A 23,596-nucleotide genomic window follows, 5' to 3' on the forward strand; every position below is an offset into this window, starting at 1 on the left:
TCATGAGTGACGATCTCGTGCCTTTTCTGGGGCACTGGGTGCTCGACCCGGCACGCTCCGCATACACCGGCGGCACCCCGCCGCGCAGTGGTCACTACGACCTGAGGCTCGAGAACGACCGGCTGGTGGTGAGCATCGAGGGCGTGCTGGGGTCCGGCGACCCCATCCGCACCGGGTACACATTGGACCTCTGGCAGGACACGCCGATGAGCGTCGGCCACGTCGACCGCGTGCGGACGGTCGTCGAGCCGCGCCGGTTCTGCACCATCGCGTACGCGGGCGCGCAAGCGGTTGCGCGCGCCTGGCGGGTGCTCGGGCACCTCAACGAGATGACGGTCGTCCAGTCCGCGCCGGACGTGTTCGGCGTGTGGCGCGACGACGTGTCCGTGTACCGCAGGCAGTTCTAGGACCTCGGCCTCAGCACCGTCACGACGACCCGAAGGCCCAGCAGCACCGCGATGATCAGCAGGTTGTAGCCGAGCACCTGGTGCAGCCCGACGTCGGACGAGATCCGCGGCCCGCCGGACGAGCCGAGCAGCAGCACCGCCATCACCCCGGCCGTCGCGCCCAGCGCGGTCAGCATCAGCTGGTGCAGCAGGCCGGTGATGAACGACCTGTCGCGTTCGTCCGCGAAGAGGCGCATCGACATGCTGAGGCGGCCCTGCTCCACCGCGCCGGTGATCCGGTCGATCCGCCGCGGCAGCCGGCGCAGCATCGGCAGCACGGCCTGCAGCTCCTCGGCCATGGTCCGCTGGACCGACTCCGGCGTGAGCCGTTCGGAGATCTGCTCGGTGGCGAACGACCGCGACTCCACGACGATGTTGAAGCCCGGCGCGAGCACCGCGAGCGTGCCCTCCAGGGTCGCGAGGGCCCGGAACACCGCCGCGATCTCCGGCGGGATGCTCAGGCCGAAACGCGACACGATCAGGAACAGGTCGCCGAACATCTCCACGTCCGGGCGCATGCCCGCGCCGAGGTGGCGGGCCATGAACTGCCCGAGGGCGCGTTCGAGTCGCTGTTCGTCGATGTCCTCGGGGCGTGAGGTCAGCTCCAGCAACGCGTCGGTGAGGCCGGCCGGGTCGCTGCGGTCGATCGCGAGCAGCAGCCGTTGCAGCGCCGAGCGCAGCGCGGAGTCGATCCGGCCGACCGAGCCGAAGTCGAGCAGGCCCAGGCGGCCGTCGGTGAGCAGCAGCACGTTGCCGGGGTGCGGGTCGGCGTGGAAGACGCCGTCGAGCATCACCTGGCGCAGCACGAACCGCAGCAGCGTCCGGGCGAGGCCCTCGTCCTGGGCGGCGCCGCGCAGCGGGACACCGTCGAGGCGGTCCATGACGAGCACGCGCGAGGTCGACAGGTGAACGTGCGGCAGGCCGACCGTCGAGTCCGACGCCGCCGCCACGGCCGCGAGGTTGCGCGCCTCGATCCGGAAGTCGAGCTCCTCGCGCAACGCCGCCGCGAACCCGGCCGCCAGGTCGCGGACGCCCAGCGCCGAGCCCCACCGCGTGCGCTGCAGCTTCTCGGCGAGCCGCGTGACGATGTCCAGGTCGCCCTCGGCGGTCGCCCGCACGTCCGGGCGTTGCACCTTCACGACGACCTCGGCGCCGGAGGCCAGCACGGCGCGGTGGACCTGCGCGATCGACGCCGCCGCGAGCGGTTCGGGATCGACCTCGCGGAACGCGCCGAGGCCCACCTCGGCGTCGAGCACCGCCCTGACCTGCTCCCACTTCGCCGCGGGCACCTTGTCCTGCAACAGGCTCAGCTCGTCGACGAAGTCCTGCGGCAGCAGGTCGGCGCGCGTCGACAGCACCTGTCCGAGCTTCACGAACGTCACGCCGGCGTCCTGCAGCGCGAGCCGCAACGACCGCGCCAGCCCGGTGTCGGTGCGCTCCCGGCCGCGCAGGTACGGCCCGAGTCCGTGGCGGACCGCGATCGCCGTGATGCGCGAGTACCGCCGGGTGCGCGCGATCCGGCGGCGCAGCACGCCCCACCACTCGGTGGGCGGCGGGATCGAGCCGGTCGGCACGATGACCTCGGCGAACGCCAGCACCGCGATCACGGCGAGGATGGACAGTCCGAGTTGGACCGTCACCAGTGCGGCGGACGGCTCGGCGGTGGTCTCGCCGAAGACGCCCTGCGCCACGGCCATCGCGAGCAGGCACGCGAGCGCGGTGCGGACCAGGCCGACGCGCAGGCCGAGAATTCGCCGTGCTGCCAGGGACATGCCCAGGACGAGCAGCAGGAACGTGATCGGGAAGCCGATCGTGTAGACCAGGAAGTCCCCCATGGTCCGCACTCTAGGCGCAGGAACCTGAACGCCACCGGCGTTCCAGCACGACGGCGGTGCGCTGGAACGCCGGTGGCGCGGTCGGGAGGATCAGAAGTCGAAGACCTTGCCGGTGTACGCGCGCAGCACGCACGGGTTCGAGAACACCTGCTGGAAGTCGATCCGCTTGGTGCGCCACTTGCCGCGCAACGTGGCCTTGGTCGGGTTCAGCTCCATCGTGCACATCGCGCCGGTGTCCCGCAGTCTGCGGAAGTCGCCTTCGACGGGCATGAGCTGGTCGCACGCCTGCTGGGCGTGCTTGTGCAGTCCGCCTGCGGGTTCGCAGTTCAGCTGCGTGGTGCTGAGCGTGCCCATCTCCGGTTGCACCGACAGCACCAGGCCGGATGCGGGGAGCAGGGGTGCCGCCTGCGCTGTCGCCGGGAAGAGCGGGGCGGCGAGCGCGAGACAGGCAAACAAGATTCGGGTCCTTGCCATGCCAACACTGTGGCGCGGCAAGGACCTCGAATTCCAACCAACTGAGCGGTAAGCACCGGATCGTGTAAACCGCCGGAAGAGCGTGCAACTAGACGCCGCTCAGTTCCGTCCCGGCGAGCGCGGCGGCCACCTGCTTACCCACCGCTGCCATGCCTTTGGCATTCGGGTGAACCGGGAACGCGAGACTCGTCGGGATGATGCCCTCGACCCACTTGTCCCACGGTGCCGCGCACGTATCGCGACCGGAACTGATGTCGTAGGGGTTCACGAACGTGGCACCGGCCGCCTTCGCCTGGGCGCCGAGCATTCCGTTGAGCTGCTTCTGCACGCCGTCGAGGTACGGCACGTCGCCGCGCGAGATCGGCACGATCGGCCAGCAGCCGCCGGAGGACGGCAGGATGCGCAGGTAGCCGACGACGACGATCTTCGCCTTCGGGCTGCGCTGCTTGATGCCCGCGAGCACGGCGGCCACCTTGGGCGCGGTGGCGTCGACGCGCTGGGTCAGCGAGTCGCCGTAGTTCGCCTTGCAGGGAGCGCCGTTCGGGTCGAGCACGCTCTTGCCGGCGCAGGTCAGGATGATGTCGGAGAACCCGATGTCGTTGCCTCCGATGGAGACGGTGACGAGGTCCGTGTCGGCCTTCAGGGCGGAGAACTGCGTGACGGACTGGCCGGGGATGCCGGACTGGACGCCGGCCATGTCCTTGGTCTGCGCACCACCGCAGGAGATGTCGGTGAAGTTCGCGACGCCCAACGACCGCGCGAGCACCGACGGGTAGTTCTGGGTGGACTTGAAGCAGCTCAGCGGATCGAGCCGCTGCAGCGGGATGAACGGTCCCGACACGAACGAGTCGCCGAGCGAGACGTAGTTCCGGTACTTCGGGGCGGCGCTGGCGTGCGGTGCCAGCAGGGCCGCGAACAGGGCCGCGAGCAGGGAGACAACAGTCACTCGGCGCGTCATTGCTACCTCGTTACTGAAGAGTAGGAACGTAGGACGAAGGGTGACCGGACCATTGCGCAGTGTCAATCCCTCGACCAGGCTGGAACGATGACGGGGGCGCGCAGGGCGGCGGTGGCTTCGGCTGTCGGCAACACGATCGAGCTGTACGACTTCCTGCTCTACGGCACGGCGTCCGCGCTGGTGTTCGACAAGATCTTCTTCCCGCAGTTCGACTCGCGCGTCGGCGTGCTGCTCGCGTTCGCGACGTTCGGCGCGGGCTTCCTCGCCCGGCCGCTCGGCGGCGCGGTGATCGGGCACCTGGGCGACCGGGTCGGGCGCCGCGCGATGCTGGTGATCACGTTGACGGTCACGGGTGTCTCGACGGCGATGATCGGCCTGCTGCCGACCTACGCCCAGGTCGGCATCCTCGCGCCGGTGCTGCTCGTGCTGCTGCGGCTCGTGCAGGGCTTCTTCATGGGCGGCGAACAGGGCGGCGCGTCGCTGATGGCCGTCGAGCACGCGCCGCCGGGGCGGTGGGGCTGGTACGGCAGCTGGGTGTTCATCGGGTCGCCGGTCGGACTGGTGCTCGCGAACCTCGCGATGTACGTGTCGTCGCGCGCGTCCGGTCCGGACTTCCTGAGCTGGGGCTGGCGGTTGCCGTTCCTGTTCTCGGTCGTGCTGGTCGGGATCGGGCTCTACATCCGGCTGCGCGTCGCCGAGTCGCCGCGGTTCGCCCGCGTGGACAAGGCACGGCTGCCGATCGCGGAGGTGCTGCGGGACCGGTGGCGCGTCGTGCTGCTGGGCGCCGGCGTCAACCTCGGCTTCACGATCTTCATCTACGTGCTGAGCGTGTTCATGATCGGGTACGGGCGCACGGCGTTGAAGATCTCCGCCGACGACCTGCTGATCGCGACGGTCGTGGGATCGCTGGCGCAGGTGGTGGCGGTGCCCGCGTTCGCGTGGCTGTCGGACCGGATCGGCCGGTTGCCGGTGATGTTCGGCGGGGCGATCTTCCAGGCCGCGTTCGCGTTCCCGCTGTTCTGGCTCACGGACTCGGGCTGGTTCACGTTCGCGATGGTGCTCGGGTTCGTGGGCTCGGCCGCGTTGTTCGGGCCGTCCGCGGCCTACTTCGCCGAGCTCTTCCGCACGCGCGTGCGCTACACCGGGGTGGCGTTGAGCTTCCAGCTCGGCGCGGTGCTCGGTGGCGGGCTCGCGCCGCTGGTCGCGCAGTCGTTGCTGCGCACCGGAACCTGGGCCGTCGCGCTCTACCTGATCGCGGGCGCCGTGCTGTCCGGCGCGTGCCTGCTGGTGATCGGGTCAGCGCACGAGGCGGAGCCGGCGGGCGGCGAGCCCGATGCTCAGCCGCTGACCCCAGCCCAGTCGTAGCGCGTCGCTCTCGATGCCGTCGCCGAACGCCACCAGGCCGTCCGACTCCACGTCGATCTCCAGCGGCGCGTCGGTGATCTCGCCCTCGGTGTGCTCGATGCCGGTGGTCGGCGACGGCCAGGCCTCGCGGACGAACCAGACCAGCCGGTGCTCGGTCGGCGCGGGGAGGGCGAGCGGGCTCCTGCGCTCGCGGTGGGCCGAGCTGCACCAGCCCGTGGCGCCGGTGCCGGTGCCGACGAGGATTCCGGACGACGCCTGGCGTTCGCCCTCCACCCGGTAGCGGCTCGTCTGGTGGCTCGGGTGGCCGACGTAGACCTCGTTGAGCGCGCAGAGGACCTGGCCGTCGTCCGACCGGGCCTCGACCATCGTGCGGTCCTCGGTGTTCCCCGTGCTGTGCAACAGTTCCGCGGCGTCGGAGGGGGCGTGCTTCGCGAGCACGCCCCGGTCGGGGTTGATGCCGATCACGGGCTGGCCGTCGAGGTACTTGGCGACGTTGGCGACCAGTCCGTCCTGACCGACGATGACGACGACGTCCTCGGGCGCGAACAGGAACCGCGACAGGTCTTCCCGCTCGACGACGCCGCGGCGCCAGTCCAGCGGGATCGCGGCGCCGACGTCTCCCAACGCCCTCCGGGCCTGCTGGTCACGCTCCACCACCTCGTCCAGGGTTCTGTTGCGGGACTTGAGGAAGAACTCGACCTGCCCTCGCGTCCCGTGTCGTGCCAGCAACTCTGTCAGCTCGGTGCGGCGGTGCACCAGCACAATTCGCGGGGCGAGGCTCATCGCGCGAGCCGCTGCAGGATCGGCTGGATGACGTCCGGCGTCAGGGTGATGCTGCCGATCTCGGGCAGGTTGCCCGCGAGTTCCTTGGCCGCCAACGCGAGCAGCGTCGCCTGCGGCACGTCGCGGTAGGCCTCGAGACGCGCCTTCTCGCCCGCTGCCTCGGCTTCCGCGAGCTTGCGGATGCCGTCGGCCTTGGCGTCGTCGGCGACGCGGCTCGCCCGCGCGTGGTCCTCGGCCTTCTTCAACGCGTTCGCACCGCGTTGCACCACCAGGAGCTCTTCGCGCTTCGCGAGCTCGATCTGGTTCTGCAGCTCGTTCTCGCTGATCGCCCGCTCGCGCTCGACTGCGATGGCGCGGCGTTCGTAGGTGGCCTTGTCGGCCTCCTGCTGGACCTTCTCGCGGATGGTCGTCTGCAGCGCCTTCTCCATGTCGGCGTCCGGGCGGATCGCGACCACGCGGACGTCGATGATCTCGAGGCCGATGTGGGCAGCGGTCAGGTTGCCGGCGACGGCCTCCTTGACCCGTTCGACGCCGGTCTTGATGGCGGTCTCCAGGTCGAGGCCGCCGAGCGTCTTGAGGGCGTGCTGCTGCGTGCTCTCGGTGAGGGTGTTGGCGATCTGGCTCAACGGGTCCTGCCGCCAGGTGCCGGTGTCGGGGTCGATCGAGAAGTCGATGCGCGCCGTGGCCGTCTCCGGGTCGGTGCAGCGGTAGGTGATGGTCAGCTGGACCGTCACGTCCTGGTAGTCCCGGGTTCTCGCGTGGAAGAGCATCGGGAGCTCCCGGTCGTCCACCGGCACCTCGCTCAGCACCGCGGTCCTCGGGCGGAACCAGAAGCTCAGCCCCGTTCCCTCGTGGACGACCGCGCCCTTGCGCACGTGTCGCACGTGGACGGTCGGGGCGCCCCTGAGGTGGCGGAGTCCGGGGTAGGTGCTGATGTCGGCCATCGGGAAGTGCTCCTCGTCAGTGGGGATCGGGGATGGACGACAAGCGCTCGACCCCCCGATCGCGTGCTTGTCGTCCATCTGACGATAAGCCTATACTTCGAGGCGTGTACTCGCCAAGTGATTTCCCTCCCTTCGCGGTCACGGTCGACCTCGTGGTGCTGACCGTGCGGGCGGACGCCCTGTGCGCGCTGCTGGTGCGCAGGGGGGAGGCGCCGTTCAAGGGGCGGTGGGCGCTGCCCGGCGGGTTCGTGCGCGTCGCCGAGGCCGTGGACGCCGCGGCCGGGCGGGAGCTCGCCGAGGAGACCGGTGTGTCCGGCCTGCACCTGGAGCAGCTCGGCACCTACGGCGAACCGAAGCGGGACCCGCGGATGAGGGTGGTGTCGGTGGCCTACCTGGCGCTGGCGCCCGACCTGCCGGTGCCCGTGGCCGGCTCCGACGCCGCGGCCGCGTCCTGGGTGCCGGTGGACGAGGTCGGCGCGCTGGCGTTCGACCACGCGCGGATCCTCGGCGACGGGGTGGAGCGGGCGCGGGCCAAGCTCGAGTACACGCCGCTGGGGACCGAGTTCTGCGGGGCGGAGTTCACGGTGGCCGAGCTGCGGCGGGTGTACGAGATCGTCTGGGGGGTCGCGCTCGACCCCCGCAACTTCCACCGGAAGGTCACGGGGGTCGCCGGGTTGCTGACGCCGACGGGGGAGAGCACGAGCCGGGACGGGGGACGTCCGGCTGCGCTGTTCCGGCGGGGTGCGGCGGAGGTGCTGTTCCCGCCGCTGGTGCGTCCCTAGAGGCGAACCGAGGCGCCGGTGGCGGCCGACAGCTTGGCCGCCTCGATCACCTCGAGGCCCGTCACCGCGTCGTGCGGCGACACGGGCGCCACGCCGGCCGCCACCGACGCGTAGAAGTCCTGGTAGGCGCCCGCCTCGGTGCGCAGGGGTTCGCCGCGCAGCGTGCCCCAGGCCGACTCCGGCTCCTCGCCCCAGCCGGGACCGGCCGGTGCCTCGCCCGCCTTCAGCCGCTCCTCCTGCGGGTCCATGCCGTACTTCACGTACGCGGCGTCGTGGCCCAACACGCGGAAGCGCGGGCCGAGGTCGGCGGCCAGCGCGCTCATCCACAGGTGGGAGCGCACGCCGCCCTCGTGGGTCAGCGCCAGGAACACGTCGTCGTCGGCCTTCGCGCCGGGACGGACCGTGGCGATCTCCGCGTGCACCGCGGTCGGGCGGCCGAACAGCGCCACCGACTGGTCCACCAGGTGCGTGCCCAGGTCGAACAGGATGCTGCCGAGGTCCGCCGGGTCGCCGGACTCCTTCCAGGACGACTTGATCTCCGGCCGGTAGCGCTCGAAGCGGGACTCGAACCGGTGCACGGCGCCCAGCGCGTTCTCGGCCAGCAGGCGCTGGACCGTCAGGAAGTCGCCGTCCCAGCGGCGGTTGTGGAACGGCACGAGCATCAGGCCCTTGGACGAGGCGATCGACGCGAGCGCCCGCGCCTCCATGGCCGAACCCGCGAACGGCTTGTCGACCACCACGTTGATGCCGTGCTCGAGCACCTGGCGGGCGTGGGTGGCGTGGAACCGGTTCGGGGTGGTGATCACCACGAGGTCGAACGCGCCGGTCCAGACTTCGTCCAGAGAGGACAGCAGGCGGGCGTTCGGGTAGCGGGCCGCCACCTCGGCCTGGCGCTTCGGGTTCGACGTCACCACGGCGGAGAGGTCGAGGCCTTCCGTCGCCTCGATGAACGGGGCGTGGAACGCCGCCCCACCAAGTCCGTAGCCGACCAGAGCTGTGCGCATGCGATCAGCCTAAGCGTTCTCACCTGGTGGACGGGCTGTCGGTGGGGCCGTCCGGACCCCTACGTTCGTCAACCATGACCACGTTGCTGGTGAGCCGACGCCACGTCGACTTCGTGCGCGTCACCAGCATGGCCTGTCGTCGCTCTCGTTGATCCCCAACCCCCCTCGCATCAACGAACGCTCTGGAGCACAGCCATGTCCTGGTCCTTCGAAACCGCTCAGATCCACGCGGGCGCCGCGCCCGACCCGGCCACCGGCGCCCGCGCCACGCCGATCTACCAGACCACCTCCTACGTCTTCCGGGACACGCAGCACGGCGCGGACCTGTTCTCGCTGGCCGAGCCCGGCAACATCTACACGCGCATCAACAACCCCACCCAGGACGTGCTGGAGCAGCGGGTCGCCGCGCTCGAAGGAGGCGTGGCGGCGGTCGCCTTCGCCTCCGGGTCGGCCGCGGAGACCGCCGCGATCCTGAACCTCGCGCGGTCCGGTGACCACCTGGTCTCCAGCGCCTCGCTCTACGGCGGCACGTACAACCTGTTCCACTACACGCTGCCCAAGCTCGGCATCGAAGTGTCCTTCGTGGACGATCCCGACGACCTCGACGCCTGGCAGGCGGCGGTCCGGCCCAACACCAAGCTGTTCTTCGCGGAGACGCTCGCCAACCCGCGTTCCCACGTGCTGGACATCGAGGGCGTGGCCGGGGTCGCGCACGCGAACCAGGTGCCGCTGATCGTCGACAACACCGTGCCCACGCCGTACCTGCTGCGGCCGTTGGAGCACGGGGCGGACATCGTCGTGCACTCCGCCACCAAGTACCTCGGCGGGCACGGCACGGCGATCGCCGGTGTGGTCGTGGACGGCGGCAAGTTCGAGTACGGCGCCGAGAAGTTCCCCGACTTCCACGAGCCCGACCCCAGCTACAACGGTCTGCGGTACTGGCCGGTGCTCGGGCACGGCGCGTTCGCCGCGAAGCTGCGCGTGCAGGGTCTGCGGGACACGGGTGCGGCCATCGCGCCGCTGACCAGCTTCCTCGTCATCCAGGGCATCGAGACGCTGTCGCTGCGGATCGAGCGGCACGTGCAGAACGCGCAGGCGCTGGCCGAGTGGCTGGAGGGCCGCGACGAGGTCGAGAAGGTCCACTACGCGGGCCTGCCGTCGTCGCCGTTCCACGCCAACGCCCAGAAGTACCTGCCCAAGGGTGCCGGCGCGGTCGTGAGCTTCGAGCTGCGCGGCGGCGTCGAGGCCGGACGGGCGTTCGTCGACGGCACCAGCCTGTTCAGCCAGCTGGTGAACATCGGGGACGTGCGCTCGCTGATCGTGCACCCGGCGTCGACCACGCACAGCCAGCTCACGCCGGAGGAGCAGCTCGTCACGGGTGTCTCGCCCGGTCTCGTGCGGCTCTCGGTCGGCCTGGAGGGGCTCGAGGACCTCAAGGCGGACCTGGAGGCGGGCTTCACCGCGGCGAAGTCCGAGTTGTAGTGGGCGGCTGGCGGTTCGGCGATCCGAACGGTCGGCGGAAGTGGTTCAGCCACGCCGAACCGTTCGGGGACCTGCCGGGTTTCCAGCTCGCGTACGAGACGTGGGGGACCTTGAACGCGGAGGCCTCCAACGCGGTGCTCGTGCTCCACGCCCTCACCGGGGACAGCCATGTCGCCGGGGGCGTGGAGCCGGGTCACCCCACGCCGGGCTGGTGGGACTCCCTGGTGGGACCGGAAAAGCCGCTCGACGGGTTCTTCGTGGTGGCGCCGAACGTGCTGGGCGGCTGCCAGGGCAGCACCGGGCCCTGGCAGTACCCCGGTTTCCCCGCGCTCACCATCCGCGACCAGGTCGCGGCCGAGGCGCACCTCGCCGACTACCTCGGCATCGGGCGCTGGGCCGCGGTGCTCGGCGGGTCGATGGGCGGCATGCGCGCGGTCGAGTGGGCGGTGAGCGCCCCGGACCGGGTGGACTCGTTGCTGTTGCTGGCGACCACGGCCGCGGCGTCGGCCGAGCAGATCGCGCTGGCGTCCGCGCAGCTGCACGCGATCAAGGCCGATCCCCTGGAGGGACTGGGGATCGCGCGGCGGATCGCGCACATCAGCTACCGCAGCGAGCAGGAGCTGCAGGCGCGGTTCGGCAGGCAGGAGCAGGGTGACGGGCGGTTCGCCGTGGAGTCCTACTTGGACCATCACGCGGCGAAGCTGACCCGGCGGTTCGACGCGGCGAGCTACGTCACGCTGACGGAGGCGATGAACTCGCACGACGTCGGCTACCGGCGTGGTGGCGTCCCCGCGGCGCTGAAGAAGGTCACCGCGCGCACGATCGTCGCGGGCGTCGACTCGGACCGGCTGTACCCGTTGGCGCAGCAGGAGGAACTCGCCGCGGGCATCCGTGGAGCGGACGGCCTGCGGGTGATCGAGTCGCCGCACGGGCACGACGCGTTCCTCATCGAGAGCGACCAGGTCGGCGCGCTCGTCAGGGAGCTCGTGCCGCCAGGTACTCGTGCAGGCGGGCGGACGCGGCCAGCATCGCCAAGCCCCGCGCGGTGAGGCGGGAGCGCCAGTCGGCGAGGGCGGCACCCAGCGTGTCGGTGCCGCCCGCCGTGCGGATCTGCTCGACCACCAGGGCGATGCGCGCCAACGGGTAGCCGCCGCGGCGCAGCAGGTGGGCGAGCTCGGCGTCGCGGACGTCCTCGGCGCGGAACACGCGGTAGCCCGTCGCTTCCCTGGCCGGCACGAGGATTCCGGCCTCCTCCCACGCGCGGATCGTCGCCGGCGTCACGCCGAGGCGCCGCGCCAGCTCGCCGATCGAGCGCGGCTCCGGCACCGGTTCGAAGTCCGCGAGGTCCTGCACGGCCCTGCTGACCGAGTCGAGCGTCGCGCGGTCGCGCAGCAGCTGCTCGTGGCCGCGGTCGATCCGCCTGAGCACGTCGTCCAGCGCGTCGTCGTGGACCGCGTTCATGATCTGCCCGGCGGTGGCGTGCCCGAAGGCGGGGACCAGCGCGACGAACGCGCGCAACGCGGCCGCGTGTACCTCGGTGTAGACGCGGTAGCCCGCGTCCGTGCGGTCGGCGGGCGGGAGGAACCCAGACTCCTCGTAGTTGCGCACCGCCTGGGTCGACAGGCCGTGCTCGCGGGCGAGGTCAGCTGGGCGCACGGTTGAGACTCTAGTGGCCGTAAACAGGCAGGTTCGCGGCAAAGTCTCAACAGAGCTTTCAATGTTACGGTTGAACCACATGAGCCAGGACATCCGCGAGTTCATCAGCCCCTTCACCGAGCTCCTCGGCTTCGGGGAGCCCACCCACCTCGAGCACGCCCACACCTGGGTCCGCAACGAGCTGTTCGAGCAGCTCGCGGGCCTGGGCTTCCGCTCGATCGCCCTGGAGAGCTGCCGGATCAGGGGTCTGCTGGTCAACGACTACGTGCACGGCGGCCCCGGCGACCTCGACACGGTCCTGAAGGAGGGCTTCTCCCACACGTTCGGCGAGAACTGGCCCGCCAACCGCGAGCTCGTCCAGTGGATGCGCGAGTACAACGCGGACAAAGCGCCGCACGACCGCCTGTCGTTCCACGGCTTCGACTTCCAGACCGAGACCGCCAGCGCGCCCAGCCCGCGCCCGTACCTCGAACACGCCCGCGACCACCTGGGCGAGGACGTCGACCTCACGATCGACGACGAGCGGTGGAGCCGCGACGAGGCGATCCTGTACGCCGACCAGTCACCGGGGCAGTCGGAGGAGGCCGTCCGGCTGCGCGAGATCGGCACGGGCATGCTCCGGCGGCTGCACGAGTGCAGGAGCACCGACGAGGCGTGGGCGCGCGCCGAGACCTACCTGACGGCCGGGCTGAGCCTGCTCCGGTACCACCGGGAGGCCGCCGAGCCGAACCCGCTGGGCGTGCGCCTCACCCGCCTGTGCCAGATGCGCGACGGCGTGATGGCCCGCAACCTGCTGGAGATCCGGCGCGCGGAGGCCGCGAACGGACCGACGTTCGTGTTCGCGCACAACGCCCACCTGCAGCGCACCAACTCCTCGATGGAGATGGCCGGCGAACGGGTCGAGTGGTTCTCGGCGGGCGCGCTCGTGGCGCCGCTGCTCGGCGACCAGTACACCGTGATCGGCGGCACGCTCGGCCGCAACGACTCGATCGGACTGGGCGAACCGGACAAAGCCACCCTCGAAGGCCGGTTGCAGAGCCGGTTCACGACCTGGGGCATCACCGCCGACAAGCCTGAGGGCGTGCGGCGCACCGACACCGGCGCCGATCCGATGCTGGCGATGGCGTACTTCCCGCTCGACCAGCACCTGATGGACGGTGTGGACGCTCTGCTCCACGTCAGGGTTGGTCGTCCAAGGACGCCGTGATCCACGGCGCGACGGGCAGGTCGCGCGTCTCGCACTCGATCGCCAGCTTCAACGTCCACCGCAGGGCTTGCAAGACGACCGTCGCGAGCTCCTGCGGCTGGCCGTTGGCCAGCGCGATCTCGATCTGCTCCGACGCCGCGTCCTGGTCCCCGTGCACCTCGGCCAGCAACGCGCGGATCGCCGTGCGGACGGGCGGGTCCGCGTCGTCGATCTGGACCTCGTTGCCCTCCTCGTCGAAGACCTGCATCTTCACCGGGGTGGCGCCGCCGGAACCGAGCGCGCTGACCATGCTGCTGCACTCCGCGAAGAGCAGCAGCACGAGCTCACGGATCTCCTCGTTGCCTTCGGGCGACCCGCTCAGGTACCCGGTCACGAGGTCCACCGCCACAGCGTCTTCCCCGGCCCTGGCGGCAGCCAGCGCCTCACCGGCCACGGCCGTCAGCCGTGACCAGCGATCTGGATCCTGTGGTGGTCTCACAGGTACTGCCTACCGCGCGGTGTCACGCATTCGCAATGCCCCATCTTGATCAGAGTCATACCTCGGTATGTCACTCCGCAGGTCAATGTGCGATTTCCCGGATCCGCCTAGCATCGGCTGGTGTTCCGCGCGTTGTACCGAACCGTTCTCGGTTCCGATCGCACCCGAGTGCTCGCCAGGCCGCTCGGCCGGTGGCGCGTTCCGGTGCACGCCGCGCTGATCATCTACGCCTTCGTGTGGGCGGTCGTCGCCAGTGCTGGTTACGTGCGCCAGCAGGACTCGGACGGCTGGTGGGTGGTGGTCTTCCTCGCCACGGTGCTCCCGTACGTCCTGCTGATCCGGTCGCCGCTGTACGCCTGGCGGCTGGCGGCGCTCGGCTTCCTCCCCGTGAGCCTGCTGTGCGCGGGCGAGGGCGGTGCGCTGTTCCAGTACTGGACCGCGATCCCGCTCCTCGTGGCGGTGGCCGCCTTCTACTCGCGGCCGATCGTGATCACCGCCACGGTGATCAGCATGGCCGTGGTCGTGGCCTCCGAGCCCCAGCACGCGGACATGGCGCTGTTCACGCCGATCATCTGCACGGTCGTCTACCTCGTCGGCGCGCGCGGCAGGGCGGAGAAGGAGCTCGAGGAGGAACGCGACGCCAAGGCCGCGCTGGAGGAACGTGCCCGGATCGCGCGCGAGATGCACGACGTGGTGGCACACCACATGTCGATGGTGGTGGTCAGGTGTGAGACCGCGCCCTACCGCCTCAAGGGGTTGAACGAGGAAGCCGAGAAGGAGTTCGCCGAGCTGGGCGAGGCCGCGCGCGAGGCGATCACCGACATGCAACGGCTGCTCGGCGTGCTGCGGACGAACGGCGAGGCCCCGCAACGCGAACCGCAGCCGGGCATCAGCCGCATCCCGGAGCTGGCGAGGCCCGGCGACGAGGCCGAGGTGGACGTGGACGACGTGCCGGAGGCGGTCGGCCTCACCGCCTACCGGATCGTGCAGGAGGCGCTCACGAACGCCACCAGGCACGCGCCCGGCTCGAAGGCGTCCGTCCACGTGCGCCGCGACGGCGACCGGCTGGACGTGCTGGTGCGCAACACCGCGGGAGGTCCGTCGCGCGGCGGCGGCAGCGGGCAGGGGATCGTGGGCATGCGGGAACGGGTCGCCGTGCACGGCGGGACGTTGACCGTGAAGTCGACCGAGGACGGCGGGTTCGTCGTGCGGGCGAGAATTCCGTTGGGGGACAAGTGATCAGGGTGGTCGTGGTGGACGACCAGGAGATGGTGCGCGAGGGCTTCTCCGCGTTGCTGGCCGCGCAGGACGACATCGAGGTCGTCGGCTCCGCGGGCAACGGCGTGCAGGGCGTCGCACTGGCGCGTACGGTCAGACCGGACGTCGTGCTGATGGACATCCGGATGCCCGAGATGGACGGTCTGACGGCGACGAGGTTGTTGCTGGACGGTTCCGACGAGGTGAAGGTCCTCGTGCTGACCACGTTCGACCTCGACGACTACGTCTACGAGGCGTTGCAGGCCGGGGCGAGCGGGTTCCTGCTCAAGCACGCGCCCGCCCGCGAGCTGCTCAACGCCGTGCGCGTGGTGGCGGCCGGCGAGGCGCTGCTCGCACCGTCGATCACCAAGCGGCTGATCGAGGACTTCGTGCGGGCCCGGCGTTCGGAACGCGTGCGGCCCGCCCAGCTCGGCGCGCTCACCGACCGCGAGACCGAGATCCTCGTGCTGATCGCGCAGGGCCTGTCGAACGCCGAGATCGCCGCGCACCTGGTGCTGGCCGAGCAGACAGTCAAGACGCACGTGAGCCGGGTGCTGATGAAGCTCGGGCTGCGCGACCGCGCCCAGGCCGTGATCGCCGCGTACGAGAGTGGGCTCGTGGTACCGGGGTAAGGGCTCCGCGGGGTGACGATCCGGTGGTCGTCACCTCCCTAGCTTTCGATTCATGCGCCGAGCCGTCCTGTTCCTCCTGCTGATCGCCCTGCCGTCGATCGCGCCGTCGATCGCGCAGTGGCGCACCGACGTCGCCCGCCGGGTCGCGGTCGTCGGCGACCTCGCGACCGCCCGCGACGTCGTGGTGGTCGTGCCCGGCTCCGACGTGGACGTCGACCGGTTCGACCGGACGGTCGGGCGGATGGCCGGCAACCTCTACGAGCAAGCCCACCGCGACGACCTCGCGGTGATCGCGTGGCTCGGCTACCGGACACCGCAGGGCCTCGGCGTGGACGCGGTGACCGGGTCGCTGGCACGGCAGGGAGCGGTCGCGCTCGTCGACTTCGTGCGGGCGCTGGACACGCCGGGGCGGATCCACGTCTTCGGCCACAGCTACGGGTCGGTCGTGGTCGGGCTCGCCGCGCACCAGCTCGACGTGGCGGACGTCGTGTTCACCGGAAGTCCCGGCGTGCGCGCGGATTCCGTAGCGGAACTGGGGACCAGCGCCCGCGTGTGGGCGCTGCGGTCGAGCGAGGACTGGATGCGGTTCGTGCCCAACGCGCGGCTGTTCGACCTCGGGCACGGCACCGATCCGGCGTCCGACGACTTCGGCGCCACGGTGCTGCGGTTCGAGGGCGGCAAGCACGACACCTACTACGAGCCCGGCACCGAGACGCTGAAGGCGCTCGTGGGGATCGTTGCGAACTCTGGGGAGAAGCTGTGAGGAATCCGTTCATCGATGCCGTGCGGGCTCTCGCCGTCGTCACCGTCGTGCTCGGCCATTGGCTGGTGACCGCACTGGTCGACACCCCGACCGGGATGTACGTCGACAGCCCGTTGAAACACCTGCCGTCGCTCACCCCCGTCTCGTGGGTGCTGCAGACCCTCGGCCTGTTTTTCTTCGCCGGCGGGTACGCGGCCGCGCACTCGACGACGCCGTTCTTCGCCAGGCTGCGGCAACTCGCGGTCCCGACACTGCTGATGCTCGGCTGCTGGGCCGCTGTCCTCTTCGGACTGGTCCTGCGCGGTGTCGACCAGGGCACCGCCTGGAACATCGGGTTCCTGGTCACGACGCCGCTGTGGTTCTTCGGCGTCTACCTGGTGCTGCTGGCGATGAAACCGTTGGTGCGCAGGCTGGACGAGTACTCGTGGGGTGTGCTCGTCCCGGTCGTGCTCGTGCTCTTCGTCCCGTACGCGGTGTGGTGGGCGGCCTGGCAGCTCGGTCACTCGCTGGCGCGCAGGCGGATTCCCGGGCCACCGCTGCTGGTCCTCGGCGTGCTCGGGTACGCGCTGCTGACGACGTTCGGCGGCTACCCGCCGGCGGCCGTCGGCATCCCCGGCGCGGCCGTCTCGAACCTCAACCCGCCGAACTACGCGACGCTCGCGCTGGCGTTCGCGCAGATCGGCCTGGTGCTCACGATCGCACCGCTGCTGACCCGGCTCGGCACGGCGAAACCCGTGGTGTGGCTGAACAAGCGCGCACTGGGGATCTTCCTGGCGCACCAGAGCGCGCTGATCACCGTGGCGCTGACGCTCAGCGCGTGGGGGCCGTTGCCGGGGCTCCAGCAGCCACCAGATCATCCGGACTGGGTGTGGCAGCGGGTGCTGTGGCTGCCGGTGTGCGCGGCCGTGACCTGGGGATGGCTCCGAGCACTGCGAGGCCGATCGCCGCGGCGTGCAGCGCCACCACCGGGGGAGCCGGGTCCAGCGCCAGCATCGGCGGCACGCACGCCAGTGCCGTGAGCAGCCACGGCAGCCGGGTGTCGCAGCTGCCGGTGCGGGCGGTGTGGATCAGGTACCAGCCGAGCAGCAGGTGGATCAGGTTCTGCAGCGGGTCGACCGGCAGCAGCACCAGCACGCCGTCGCCGAGGAACCCGCTCACCACGAACCCGAGCACGCCGAGCACCCCGAACGACACGCCCATCGCGGTCGCGAGCCGGGTGCGGTGCGACTCGTGCGCGAGCCTGCGCACCTTGACCAGGCGCCGTTCGAAGCGGTGGAACAGCAGGATGAGCGGCACCAGCGCGACCACCAGCCAGACCGGCGCCTGCGTCAGCCCGAGCAGTCCGACCAGCGCGCCGACCCCGGCGAGGTACGCGAGGTACACCGTCATCGGCGCGCGGCGGGCGAAGTCGACGACGTGCCACGACCGGCCGTCGAGCCACGCGGTGAGCCGGCCGCGGGCCAGCAGCGCGAGGCACACCTGGGCCACGCCGAGCACCATCATCGAACGCGGGTAGTCGCTGAAGAACACCAGCGCCGGCAGCGTGATCGCGCCCAGCGCGGCCAGCAGCCGGCGGGAGAGCCGGGTCAGCGTGCCGTCCGCGTAGAAGAAACCGATCTGCTGCATCAGCAGGGCGCCGACGACCAGGTTCGCGTACCCGCCCGTCTGCCAGTCCGTCGACGTGCGCGCGACCTCGACGCCGAGTGTCACCAGCGCCAGCACGAACGGCGTGGTGCGGCGGTAGCGCCGGTGCAGCCACGCGGCCGCCGGTGTCGCGGCCACGGCGAACAGGTAGACCGCGAGGAACCACAACGGGTGCGTGATCAACCGGCTGTACGCGTCGACCTTCACGTCCAGCAGGTTCAGCGCCGCGAACAGCACGACCCACAGCAGCACGAACGCGAGCACGGGCCGCAGCAGCCAGGACGTCCGGCTCGACACCCAGCAGCCGAAGCCGCCCTGGTGCGCCTGCCAGCTGCGCAGGTTCGCGTGCCCGCCCGCGAAGAAGAACAACGGCACGGCCTGCAACGCCCACAGCCACGGCGTGCCGGAGCCGTGCAGGTGCGCGAGCGTCGCCACCGTCTCGCCGAGCACCAGCAGGGCGAGGCTGAACAGGCGCAGGAACGTCGCGTACCGGTCCTGCTCGGCGTGGGCCAGCACCGGCGGCAACGACTCGTCGGGGTCGCGGCGCCGTCCGTGCAGCCGGGCCAGCAGGAGGAACACCACCACCGCGCTGCCGAACGCCCACGCCACCACGGGTTCGTGGCCCGGCGCGCTCCAGCGCTGCCGCCAGGAGTTGAACTTCAGGCCCATCGCGTAGGTCTCGGCGACCGCGTGGCAGCTCCCCTCGGAGCCGCGCGGGTTCAGCCGGCACTGCGCGTGCAGGTCCTCGGTGAGCCGGTCGTCCAGCGCCTTGCGGGCCTGCGGGCCGAGCGGGTCGCCCTTGTGGTCGGCGTAGCGCAGCAGGTCGTAGCCGAGGTCGTGCGCGCGGCACGCGACGCTGAAGTCCCACTCCGTGTCCCCGGCCGGACCCGAGCACCCGCCACCGGCGTCGACGACCCGGAGCGTGCCGTCCGGTGCCGTCACGGTCTGGGGGTCGCGGCCGGTCTCGCGCGCGAAGTCCGACGGCAGGTTCAGGTACGGGTCGTGTGTCGGGGACGGCGCCGCGAACGCGTCGACGGCGTTGGCCGCGGCGATCACGTCGGCACTGGGCGGGATCCCGCTGTCGCCGGTGGCCGGACGCGAGGCGACGACCCCGCAGACGAACACCGCGAGCGTGATCACCGTGAACCGGAACCAGGCCGGGAGTCGGAGGAGGAGTTTGCGCGCACCCATTAGCGCGTCAGGTTACGGAAGGGTCTCGGCTGATCGCCAGTTCGCCAGGTCAGGCGCACGCCATCCGTCGATCGGCGGATGCGGGCCGATGATGCGGACGATGCCGCGCTTCCCCCGCCGCTACGACGCTCGGATCATGAAGCGCCTGCTCACACCAGACCTCGCCCGCGGCGGCATGCTCGCGTTGATCGCGCTGGCCAACTCGGCCGTCTACCTCTACGACCGCCCCTACGGCGTGCGGCAGCACATCGTCGAGACGGACCTGCTGGACCGGCTGGTCAGCGCGTTCGTCGTGACGTTCGTCGACGCCCGCGCGTACCCGATGTTCGCGTTCCTGTTCGCGTACGGCGTCGCCCGCATGGCGCCGGAACGGGCGAGGTCGCGCAACGTCTGGCTGATCGTGTTCGGGTTCTGCCACGCGCTGCTGCTGTTCCCCGGCGACGTGCTCGGCCTGTACGGGCTGCTCGGCTTCGCGGTGATCGCGATGAGCCGGTTGAAGGACAGGACGTTGCTGGTCAGCGCCGCTCTGTGGCTCGTGGTGACCGCGCTCGTGCAGGGGCAGGCCTACGCGACGCCGCCGAACGGGCAGCGGGCGTTCTTCCTGTCGTTCGAGACGGCGGACCCGCTGGCCGCGCTGGCGCTGCGCCCCCTGGAGTGGCTGCTCGTCCCGTTCGGGCTGGTCGGGGTCGGTGCCGCGGCGTTCGTCGGCGTGTGGGCGGCCCGGCGCGACGTGCTGGCTGCTCCCGACCGGCACCGGCGGTTGCTGCGGCCCGTCGCCGTCGGGGGGATCTCGCTGGCGGTGCTCGGCGGGCTGCCCAGCGGTCTCGCGGTCGCGCACTTCTGGGAGCCCGGCGGGTTGTGGGGTCTCGCGGCGCTGCACGCGGTGACCGGCGTCGCGGGCGGACTCGGGTACGCCGCGCTGATCGCGTTGATCTCGTTGCGGGTCAGGGAGTCCGGTGCCGTCGTGCGGGCGGTCGCGGCGTGCGGGGAGCGGTCGCTGAGCTGCTACCTGTTCCAGTCGGTCGTGTTCGTGCTGCTGTTCGCGCCCTACACCCTGGGGCTGGGGGCGGTGCTCGGGTCGGCGGCGACCGCGCTGGTGGCGCTGGCGACGTGGCTCGTCTCGGTGCTGCTGGCGGACCTCCTGCGGCGCCGGGGTGTGCGCGGACCGGCGGAGACCCTGCTCCGGCGCGCGCGGAAGCTGCAAAGCTCACCGGCGTGACGTCCATGGTCGAGCAGGAACGCCGGTGGAACCTGGTGTGGGCGCTCGCGCCGTACGGCCTGCTGGCCGTGGCGACGGGCGTCTACCTGGTGACGCGGCCGGTGGAGTGGGTGCCGCCGGTCGTGGTGGCCTTGCTCGCGGGGTGGCACTGGTGGTTCGTGATCGCGCACCCGTCGTGGTGGGAGCGCCGGACCGGGCTGATGCTGCTGTACTTCGGCGGCGTGCTCGCCGGGACGGCCGTGCTGTTGCTGCACGACGGCGCGTTCGCGATCTTCGTACCGGCCTGCTACGGCCTCGCGTTCCTCGCGCTGCCCGGCTGGCTCGCGTACGCGGGCGTGGTCGTGGTGAGCGGGTTGTGGCTGGTGCCGCCGGGCACCGACGTCGTGGGGACCCTGCTCGTCAACGTCGGCGTCACCACCCCGATGGCGGTCCTGATCGGCTGGATCATCCGCGTGATGGAGCGCGAGGTGATCCGCCGCCGGGAGATGAACGAGCGGCTCACCGCGCTGTCCGCCGAGAACGCCCGGCTGCAGGTGCTGGCGGAACGGGCGCGGGTGGCGCGCGAGATGCACGACACGGTCGCGCAGGGCCTCACCGGCATCGTGACGCAGCTGGAGGTCGCCGAGGAGCTGGGTCCGGAGGAACCGGTGCGCGGCCGCATCGCCACCGCCCGGCGGCTCGCGCGGGACAGCCTCGTCGAGGTGCGCCGGTCGATCGAGGCGTTGCGGCCGGGCCCGTTGCGCGACGCACGGCTCGGCGAGGCGGTGGAACGGGCCGTGGCAGCGTGGCGCGAGGAGCACGGCGTGCCCGCGACGTGCACGGTGACCGGCGACGCCCGCCCGCTGTCCGCCGAGACCGAGGTGGCCGTGCTGCGGGCGGCGCAGGAGGCGCTGGCCAACGCGGGCAGGCACGCTCGGGCGTCCCGCGTGGACGTCACACTGTCGTACATGGAGGACCTGGTCGTGCTGGACGTCGTCGACGACGGCACCGGCTTCGACCCGTCCGCGCGCGGCTTCGGCCTGACCGCGATGGAGGAACGGGTGGCGCTGCTGGGAGGCACGGTGACCGTGGAGTCCTCTGCGGGACACGGCACCGCCGTGAACGTCACCCTGGACGCCCGGTGATCCGCGTCGTGGTCGTCGACGACCACCCGGTGGTGCGCGACGGCCTGCGCGGCATGCTCGGCACGCAGGACGACTTCGAGGTGGTCGGCGAGGCGGCGAGCGGCACCGAGGCGCTGACCGTGATCGCGGCCGTGCGTCCCGACGTGGCCGTCACCGACCTGCGCCTGCCCGCCCCGAGCGGTGCCGACCTGGTGCGGCAGATCCGTTCGCGCGCACCGGAAACCCGCGTGCTGGTGCTGACGACCCACGACACGGACGCGGACGTCCTGCCGACGATCGAGGCGGGAGCCATCGGTTACCTGCTCAAGGACACACCGCGCGAGGAGCTCTTTCGCGCCGTGCGTGCGGCGGCGCGTGACGAGACCGTGTTGTCGCCGTCGGTGGCCGCGCGGCTCGTGCGACGCGTGCGCACGCCGGTGCCCGTGTCGGCGTTGAGCAGCCGCGAGCGCGAGGTGCTGACGCTGGTAGCTGCTGGGAGGACGAACCGCGAGGTGGCCTCGGCGTTGCACATCAGCGAGGCGACGGTGAAGACGCACCTGCAGCACGTCTACGCGAAGCTGGAGGTGCCGGACCGGGCGTCGGCCGTGTCGGCCGCGCTCCGGCGGGGGTTGATCTAGGAGACGACCACCGAGGGCGTGAGGCTCGCCAGCGCCATCCGCGACAACAGCGCGGCCATCTGGTCGCGGTCGAGGTGCGCGCTGTGCGGCGTGGAGTTGATGAGCCCGAACACGGCGTGCGCGGCGGCACGGGCGGTCGGCTCGTCGAAGTCCGGCACGGTGCGGCGGATCGTCTCCACCCACACCTCGACGTAGCGCCGCTGCAACGCGCGCACCCGCCGGCGGTCCGGGTCAGTGAGGTTCGCCAGGTTGCGCATCTGCACGGTGATGAGCGCGGGGTCGTCGAGCGCGAAGTCGACGTGCCAGCCGACCAGTTCGCGCAACGCCTCCTCGGCGTCCGACGCAGCGTCCACGCGCGCCTGGCCGCCGTCGAGCAGCCGTTCGGAGATCGACGTCAGCATCTCGCCGAGCATCGCGTCCTTGCTGCGGAAGTGCCGGTAGAGGGCGGGACCGGAGATGCCCACGGCCGCGCCGATGTCGTCGATGCCCACGCCGTGGAAGCCGTGGCGCGCGAAGAGTTCGGCCGCGGCGTTGAGGATCTGGTCCCGACGTGAGGGTTTCTCGACCACGGAAGGAGGTTAGCAGGCGTTTACCTGACGTCGTGTCCCAGAAAATCCCGGCCGGACACGGCGCTCGCGGCGGACAACCGCGCCGCCGTGGCGCGTCCGCTCGTCACCCGGCCCTGCCGCCATCGGAGCACCGCTCCTCCAGTCGGGCCAACCGCCGCGCGCCCACACCCACTCCGCGCACCCGCGTCGCACGCCGGCCCGGCTCCCGCAGTCCTCCGTTGGGTGGAATTTCCGCAGGTACGAGCTCCAAATGTTGACTATTGACCAATACTTCACACAGCTCTTACCCGTGAGTAACCATTGCTGTGCACTGCATCACCCCTGCGGCCCCTTCGGGAGTCTTCGATGCGTCCTGCCCACTTCCTCGCCTCGGTGGTCACCGCCGCCGCGGCCGTCATCGCACTCGCCAACCCCGCGAGCGCCGCCCCGATCAACTACGTCGCGCTCGGCGACTCCTACGCGTCCGGGCTCGGCACCGGCAGCTACGACGGGTCGAGCGGCGGCTGCAAGCGCGGTCCGTACGCGTACCCGGCCCTGTACGCGGCGGCGACAGCGCCCGCGAGCTTCAGGTCCGTGGCCTGTTCCGGTGCGCGAACAGGGGACGTCCTGACCCAGTCGAACACCCTCACCTCGGCCACCAACCTGATCACCGTGCAGGTCGGCGGCAACGACGCCGGCTTCACCGACGTCATCACCACCTGCACGTTCGGCTCGGACCAGGACTGCGTCAACCGGGTGAACCAGGCGAAGACCTACGCCGCCAACACCCTTCCCGGGCTGCTCACCAACGTGTACGGCACGATCAGGTCGAAGTCCCCGTCGGCACGCGTGGTCGTGCTCGGCTACCCGCGCATCTACAAGGTGCCGGGCTCCTGCAACGTCGGCCTGAGCGACACCAAGCGCGCGGCCATCAACTCCGGCAGCGACGCGTTGCACAACACGATCAGCGCGCGGGCGGGTGCGGCCGGCTTCACCTACGTCGACGTGCGCGGCGCGTTCACCGGGCACGAGATCTGCTCGTCGAGCTGGTGGCTCAACAGCCTGAGCTGGCCGGTCGACGAGTCGTACCACCCGAACCGCGCCGGTCACCAGAGCGGCTACCTGCCCGCTCTGCGGGCGGTCGTCGGCTGAACCCATTCCGGAACGTGAGAGTGTCTGAACCACTG

Annotated in this window: 23 protein-coding genes and 1 pseudogene; 14 read left to right on the forward strand and 10 right to left on the reverse strand. The window is 71.1% G+C overall.

The window, feature by feature from the left end; all coding sequences use genetic code 11:
- The first annotated feature begins 2 nt into the window (after positions 1-2).
- Complete coding sequence (locus ABZX02_RS02770; RefSeq protein WP_355294383.1) at positions 3-407, forward strand: hypothetical protein; 405 nt, start codon at positions 3-5, stop codon at positions 405-407.
- Here ABZX02_RS02770 and ABZX02_RS02775 read toward each other — a convergent pair.
- The 3 genes from ABZX02_RS02775 to ABZX02_RS02785 all read right to left on the reverse strand — a co-directional run bounded on the left by ABZX02_RS02775 (position 404) and on the right by ABZX02_RS02785 (position 3,713).
- Positions 404-2,281, reverse strand: a complete 1,878-nt coding sequence (locus ABZX02_RS02775; protein WP_355294384.1) for an AarF/UbiB family protein — start codon at positions 2,279-2,281, stop codon at positions 404-406. The genes ABZX02_RS02770 and ABZX02_RS02775 overlap by 4 nt on opposite strands.
- 90 nt (positions 2,282-2,371) lie before the next feature.
- Complete coding sequence (locus ABZX02_RS02780) at positions 2,372-2,737, reverse strand: SSI family serine proteinase inhibitor (protein ID WP_355294385.1); 366 nt, start codon at positions 2,735-2,737, stop codon at positions 2,372-2,374.
- A 106-nt stretch (positions 2,738-2,843) separates the two neighbouring features.
- Positions 2,844-3,713, reverse strand: a complete 870-nt coding sequence (locus ABZX02_RS02785; RefSeq protein WP_355294386.1) for an SGNH/GDSL hydrolase family protein — start codon at positions 3,711-3,713, stop codon at positions 2,844-2,846.
- Positions 3,714-3,800: 87 nt separating this feature from the next.
- Between ABZX02_RS02785 and ABZX02_RS02790 the strand changes: the two genes are divergently transcribed.
- Positions 3,801-5,078: an MFS transporter gene (locus ABZX02_RS02790; protein WP_355294387.1), complete on the forward strand. Its 1,278-nt coding sequence runs from the start codon at positions 3,801-3,803 to the stop codon at positions 5,076-5,078.
- On the opposite strand, the gene ABZX02_RS02795 is transcribed toward ABZX02_RS02790, so the two are convergent.
- Both ABZX02_RS02795 and ABZX02_RS02800 read right to left on the reverse strand, forming a co-directional pair.
- Positions 5,010-5,861: a hypothetical protein gene (locus ABZX02_RS02795; RefSeq protein WP_355294388.1), complete on the reverse strand. Its 852-nt coding sequence runs from the start codon at positions 5,859-5,861 to the stop codon at positions 5,010-5,012. The genes ABZX02_RS02790 and ABZX02_RS02795 overlap by 69 nt on opposite strands.
- Entirely contained in the window at positions 5,858-6,805 is a 948-nt protein-coding gene (locus ABZX02_RS02800) for an SPFH domain-containing protein (RefSeq protein ID WP_355294389.1), read from the reverse strand. Before ABZX02_RS02800 ends, ABZX02_RS02795 begins: the two co-directional genes overlap by 4 nt.
- 104 nt (positions 6,806-6,909) lie before the next feature.
- Between ABZX02_RS02800 and ABZX02_RS02805 the strand changes: the two genes are divergently transcribed.
- The gene (locus ABZX02_RS02805; protein WP_355294390.1) at positions 6,910-7,587 is read left to right on the forward strand and encodes an NUDIX domain-containing protein; all 678 of its coding nucleotides are present in this window, start codon (positions 6,910-6,912) and stop codon (positions 7,585-7,587) included.
- Here ABZX02_RS02805 and ABZX02_RS02810 read toward each other — a convergent pair.
- The gene (locus ABZX02_RS02810; RefSeq protein ID WP_355294391.1) at positions 7,584-8,591 is read right to left on the reverse strand and encodes a Gfo/Idh/MocA family oxidoreductase; all 1,008 of its coding nucleotides are present in this window, start codon (positions 8,589-8,591) and stop codon (positions 7,584-7,586) included. The genes ABZX02_RS02805 and ABZX02_RS02810 overlap by 4 nt on opposite strands.
- Positions 8,592-8,786: 195 nt before the next feature.
- Here ABZX02_RS02810 and ABZX02_RS02815 point away from each other — a divergent pair, with 195 nt between their 5' ends.
- On the forward strand, positions 8,787-10,073 hold the full coding sequence (locus ABZX02_RS02815) for a bifunctional o-acetylhomoserine/o-acetylserine sulfhydrylase (protein WP_355294392.1): 1,287 nt from the start codon (positions 8,787-8,789) through the stop codon (positions 10,071-10,073).
- Positions 10,073-11,122 (forward strand): homoserine O-acetyltransferase, encoded by a 1,050-nt coding sequence (locus tag ABZX02_RS02820; protein ID WP_355294393.1) that lies wholly within the window; start codon positions 10,073-10,075, stop codon positions 11,120-11,122. The genes ABZX02_RS02815 and ABZX02_RS02820 overlap by 1 nt, the downstream gene beginning before the upstream one ends.
- Here the strand turns inward: ABZX02_RS02820 and ABZX02_RS02825 are convergent.
- Positions 11,049-11,729, reverse strand: coding sequence for a TioE family transcriptional regulator (locus ABZX02_RS02825; protein WP_355294394.1), 681 nt, complete (start codon positions 11,727-11,729; stop codon positions 11,049-11,051). The genes ABZX02_RS02820 and ABZX02_RS02825 overlap by 74 nt on opposite strands.
- 79 nt (positions 11,730-11,808) lie before the next feature.
- Between ABZX02_RS02825 and ABZX02_RS02830 the strand changes: the two genes are divergently transcribed.
- Positions 11,809-12,936 (forward strand): erythromycin esterase family protein, encoded by a 1,128-nt coding sequence (locus ABZX02_RS02830; protein ID WP_355294395.1) that lies wholly within the window; start codon positions 11,809-11,811, stop codon positions 12,934-12,936.
- Here ABZX02_RS02830 and ABZX02_RS02835 read toward each other — a convergent pair.
- Positions 12,908-13,414, reverse strand: coding sequence for a hypothetical protein (locus tag ABZX02_RS02835; RefSeq protein ID WP_355294396.1), 507 nt, complete (start codon positions 13,412-13,414; stop codon positions 12,908-12,910). The genes ABZX02_RS02830 and ABZX02_RS02835 overlap by 29 nt on opposite strands.
- A gap of 120 nt (positions 13,415-13,534) precedes the next feature.
- Here ABZX02_RS02835 and ABZX02_RS02840 point away from each other — a divergent pair, with 120 nt between their 5' ends.
- From ABZX02_RS02840 to ABZX02_RS02855, 4 genes and pseudogenes are all read left to right on the forward strand, one after another.
- Positions 13,535-14,653, forward strand: a complete 1,119-nt coding sequence (locus ABZX02_RS02840; protein ID WP_355294397.1) for a histidine kinase — start codon at positions 13,535-13,537, stop codon at positions 14,651-14,653.
- On the forward strand, positions 14,650-15,303 hold the full coding sequence (locus ABZX02_RS02845; RefSeq protein WP_355294398.1) for a response regulator transcription factor: 654 nt from the start codon (positions 14,650-14,652) through the stop codon (positions 15,301-15,303). The genes ABZX02_RS02840 and ABZX02_RS02845 overlap by 4 nt, the downstream gene beginning before the upstream one ends.
- A 52-nt stretch (positions 15,304-15,355) precedes the next feature.
- Positions 15,356-16,066, forward strand: a complete 711-nt coding sequence (locus ABZX02_RS02850; RefSeq protein ID WP_355294399.1) for an alpha/beta hydrolase — start codon at positions 15,356-15,358, stop codon at positions 16,064-16,066.
- A gap of 65 nt (positions 16,067-16,131) precedes the next feature.
- Positions 16,132-16,914, forward strand: a pseudogene (locus tag ABZX02_RS02855) (acyltransferase family protein); the annotation flags it as partial.
- Here ABZX02_RS02855 and ABZX02_RS02860 read toward each other — a convergent pair.
- Entirely contained in the window at positions 16,877-18,901 is a 2,025-nt protein-coding gene (locus ABZX02_RS02860; protein ID WP_355294400.1) for a phospholipase A2, read from the reverse strand. The pseudogene ABZX02_RS02855 and the gene ABZX02_RS02860 sit on opposite strands and share 38 nt — an antisense overlap.
- A 100-nt stretch (positions 18,902-19,001) precedes the next feature.
- Here ABZX02_RS02860 and ABZX02_RS02865 point away from each other — a divergent pair, with 100 nt between their 5' ends.
- From ABZX02_RS02865 to ABZX02_RS02875, 3 genes are read left to right on the forward strand one after another with little or no spacing between them, the layout of a single operon-like run.
- Complete coding sequence (locus ABZX02_RS02865) at positions 19,002-20,120, forward strand: DUF418 domain-containing protein (protein ID WP_355294401.1); 1,119 nt, start codon at positions 19,002-19,004, stop codon at positions 20,118-20,120.
- Between the two features lie 5 nt (positions 20,121-20,125).
- Positions 20,126-21,244, forward strand: coding sequence for a sensor histidine kinase (locus ABZX02_RS02870; RefSeq protein WP_355294988.1), 1,119 nt, complete (start codon positions 20,126-20,128; stop codon positions 21,242-21,244).
- A complete protein-coding gene (locus ABZX02_RS02875; protein ID WP_355294402.1) occupies positions 21,241-21,861 on the forward strand; it encodes a response regulator transcription factor in 621 nt (206 codons plus the stop codon). The genes ABZX02_RS02870 and ABZX02_RS02875 overlap by 4 nt, the downstream gene beginning before the upstream one ends.
- Here ABZX02_RS02875 and ABZX02_RS02880 read toward each other — a convergent pair.
- Positions 21,858-22,430, reverse strand: coding sequence for a TetR/AcrR family transcriptional regulator (locus tag ABZX02_RS02880; RefSeq protein WP_355294403.1), 573 nt, complete (start codon positions 22,428-22,430; stop codon positions 21,858-21,860). The genes ABZX02_RS02875 and ABZX02_RS02880 overlap by 4 nt on opposite strands.
- Positions 22,431-22,775: 345 nt before the next feature.
- Here ABZX02_RS02880 and ABZX02_RS02885 point away from each other — a divergent pair, with 345 nt between their 5' ends.
- Complete coding sequence (locus tag ABZX02_RS02885) at positions 22,776-23,561, forward strand: SGNH/GDSL hydrolase family protein (protein WP_355294404.1); 786 nt, start codon at positions 22,776-22,778, stop codon at positions 23,559-23,561.
- The last annotated feature ends 35 nt before the right edge of the window (positions 23,562-23,596 follow it).

This window comes from Lentzea sp. NPDC003310 (assembly GCF_040610935.1).
In the GTDB taxonomy this organism is placed as follows: domain Bacteria; phylum Actinomycetota; class Actinomycetes; order Mycobacteriales; family Pseudonocardiaceae; genus Lentzea.

Coding starts and splice junctions, on each gene's coding strand:
- ABZX02_RS02790 (WP_355294387.1), top strand. CDS start 3,801: ATGACGGGGGCGCGCAGGGCGGCGGTGGCTTCGGCTGTCGGCAACACG.
- ABZX02_RS02865 (WP_355294401.1), top strand. CDS start 19,002: ATGCCGCGCTTCCCCCGCCGCTACGACGCTCGGATCATGAAGCGCCTG.
- ABZX02_RS02860 (WP_355294400.1), bottom strand. CDS start 18,901: ATGGGTGCGCGCAAACTCCTCCTCCGACTCCCGGCCTGGTTCCGGTTC.
- ABZX02_RS02785 (WP_355294386.1), bottom strand. CDS start 3,713: ATGACGCGCCGAGTGACTGTTGTCTCCCTGCTCGCGGCCCTGTTCGCG.
- ABZX02_RS02870 (WP_355294988.1), top strand. CDS start 20,126: ATGGTCGAGCAGGAACGCCGGTGGAACCTGGTGTGGGCGCTCGCGCCG.
- ABZX02_RS02795 (WP_355294388.1), bottom strand. CDS start 5,861: ATGAGCCTCGCCCCGCGAATTGTGCTGGTGCACCGCCGCACCGAGCTG.
- ABZX02_RS02770 (WP_355294383.1), top strand. CDS start 3: ATGAGTGACGATCTCGTGCCTTTTCTGGGGCACTGGGTGCTCGACCCG.
- ABZX02_RS02815 (WP_355294392.1), top strand. CDS start 8,787: ATGTCCTGGTCCTTCGAAACCGCTCAGATCCACGCGGGCGCCGCGCCC.
- ABZX02_RS02810 (WP_355294391.1), bottom strand. CDS start 8,591: ATGCGCACAGCTCTGGTCGGCTACGGACTTGGTGGGGCGGCGTTCCAC.
- ABZX02_RS02885 (WP_355294404.1), top strand. CDS start 22,776: ATGCGTCCTGCCCACTTCCTCGCCTCGGTGGTCACCGCCGCCGCGGCC.
- ABZX02_RS02800 (WP_355294389.1), bottom strand. CDS start 6,805: ATGGCCGACATCAGCACCTACCCCGGACTCCGCCACCTCAGGGGCGCC.
- ABZX02_RS02830 (WP_355294395.1), top strand. CDS start 11,809: ATGAGCCAGGACATCCGCGAGTTCATCAGCCCCTTCACCGAGCTCCTC.
- ABZX02_RS02775 (WP_355294384.1), bottom strand. CDS start 2,281: ATGGGGGACTTCCTGGTCTACACGATCGGCTTCCCGATCACGTTCCTG.
- ABZX02_RS02850 (WP_355294399.1), top strand. CDS start 15,356: ATGCGCCGAGCCGTCCTGTTCCTCCTGCTGATCGCCCTGCCGTCGATC.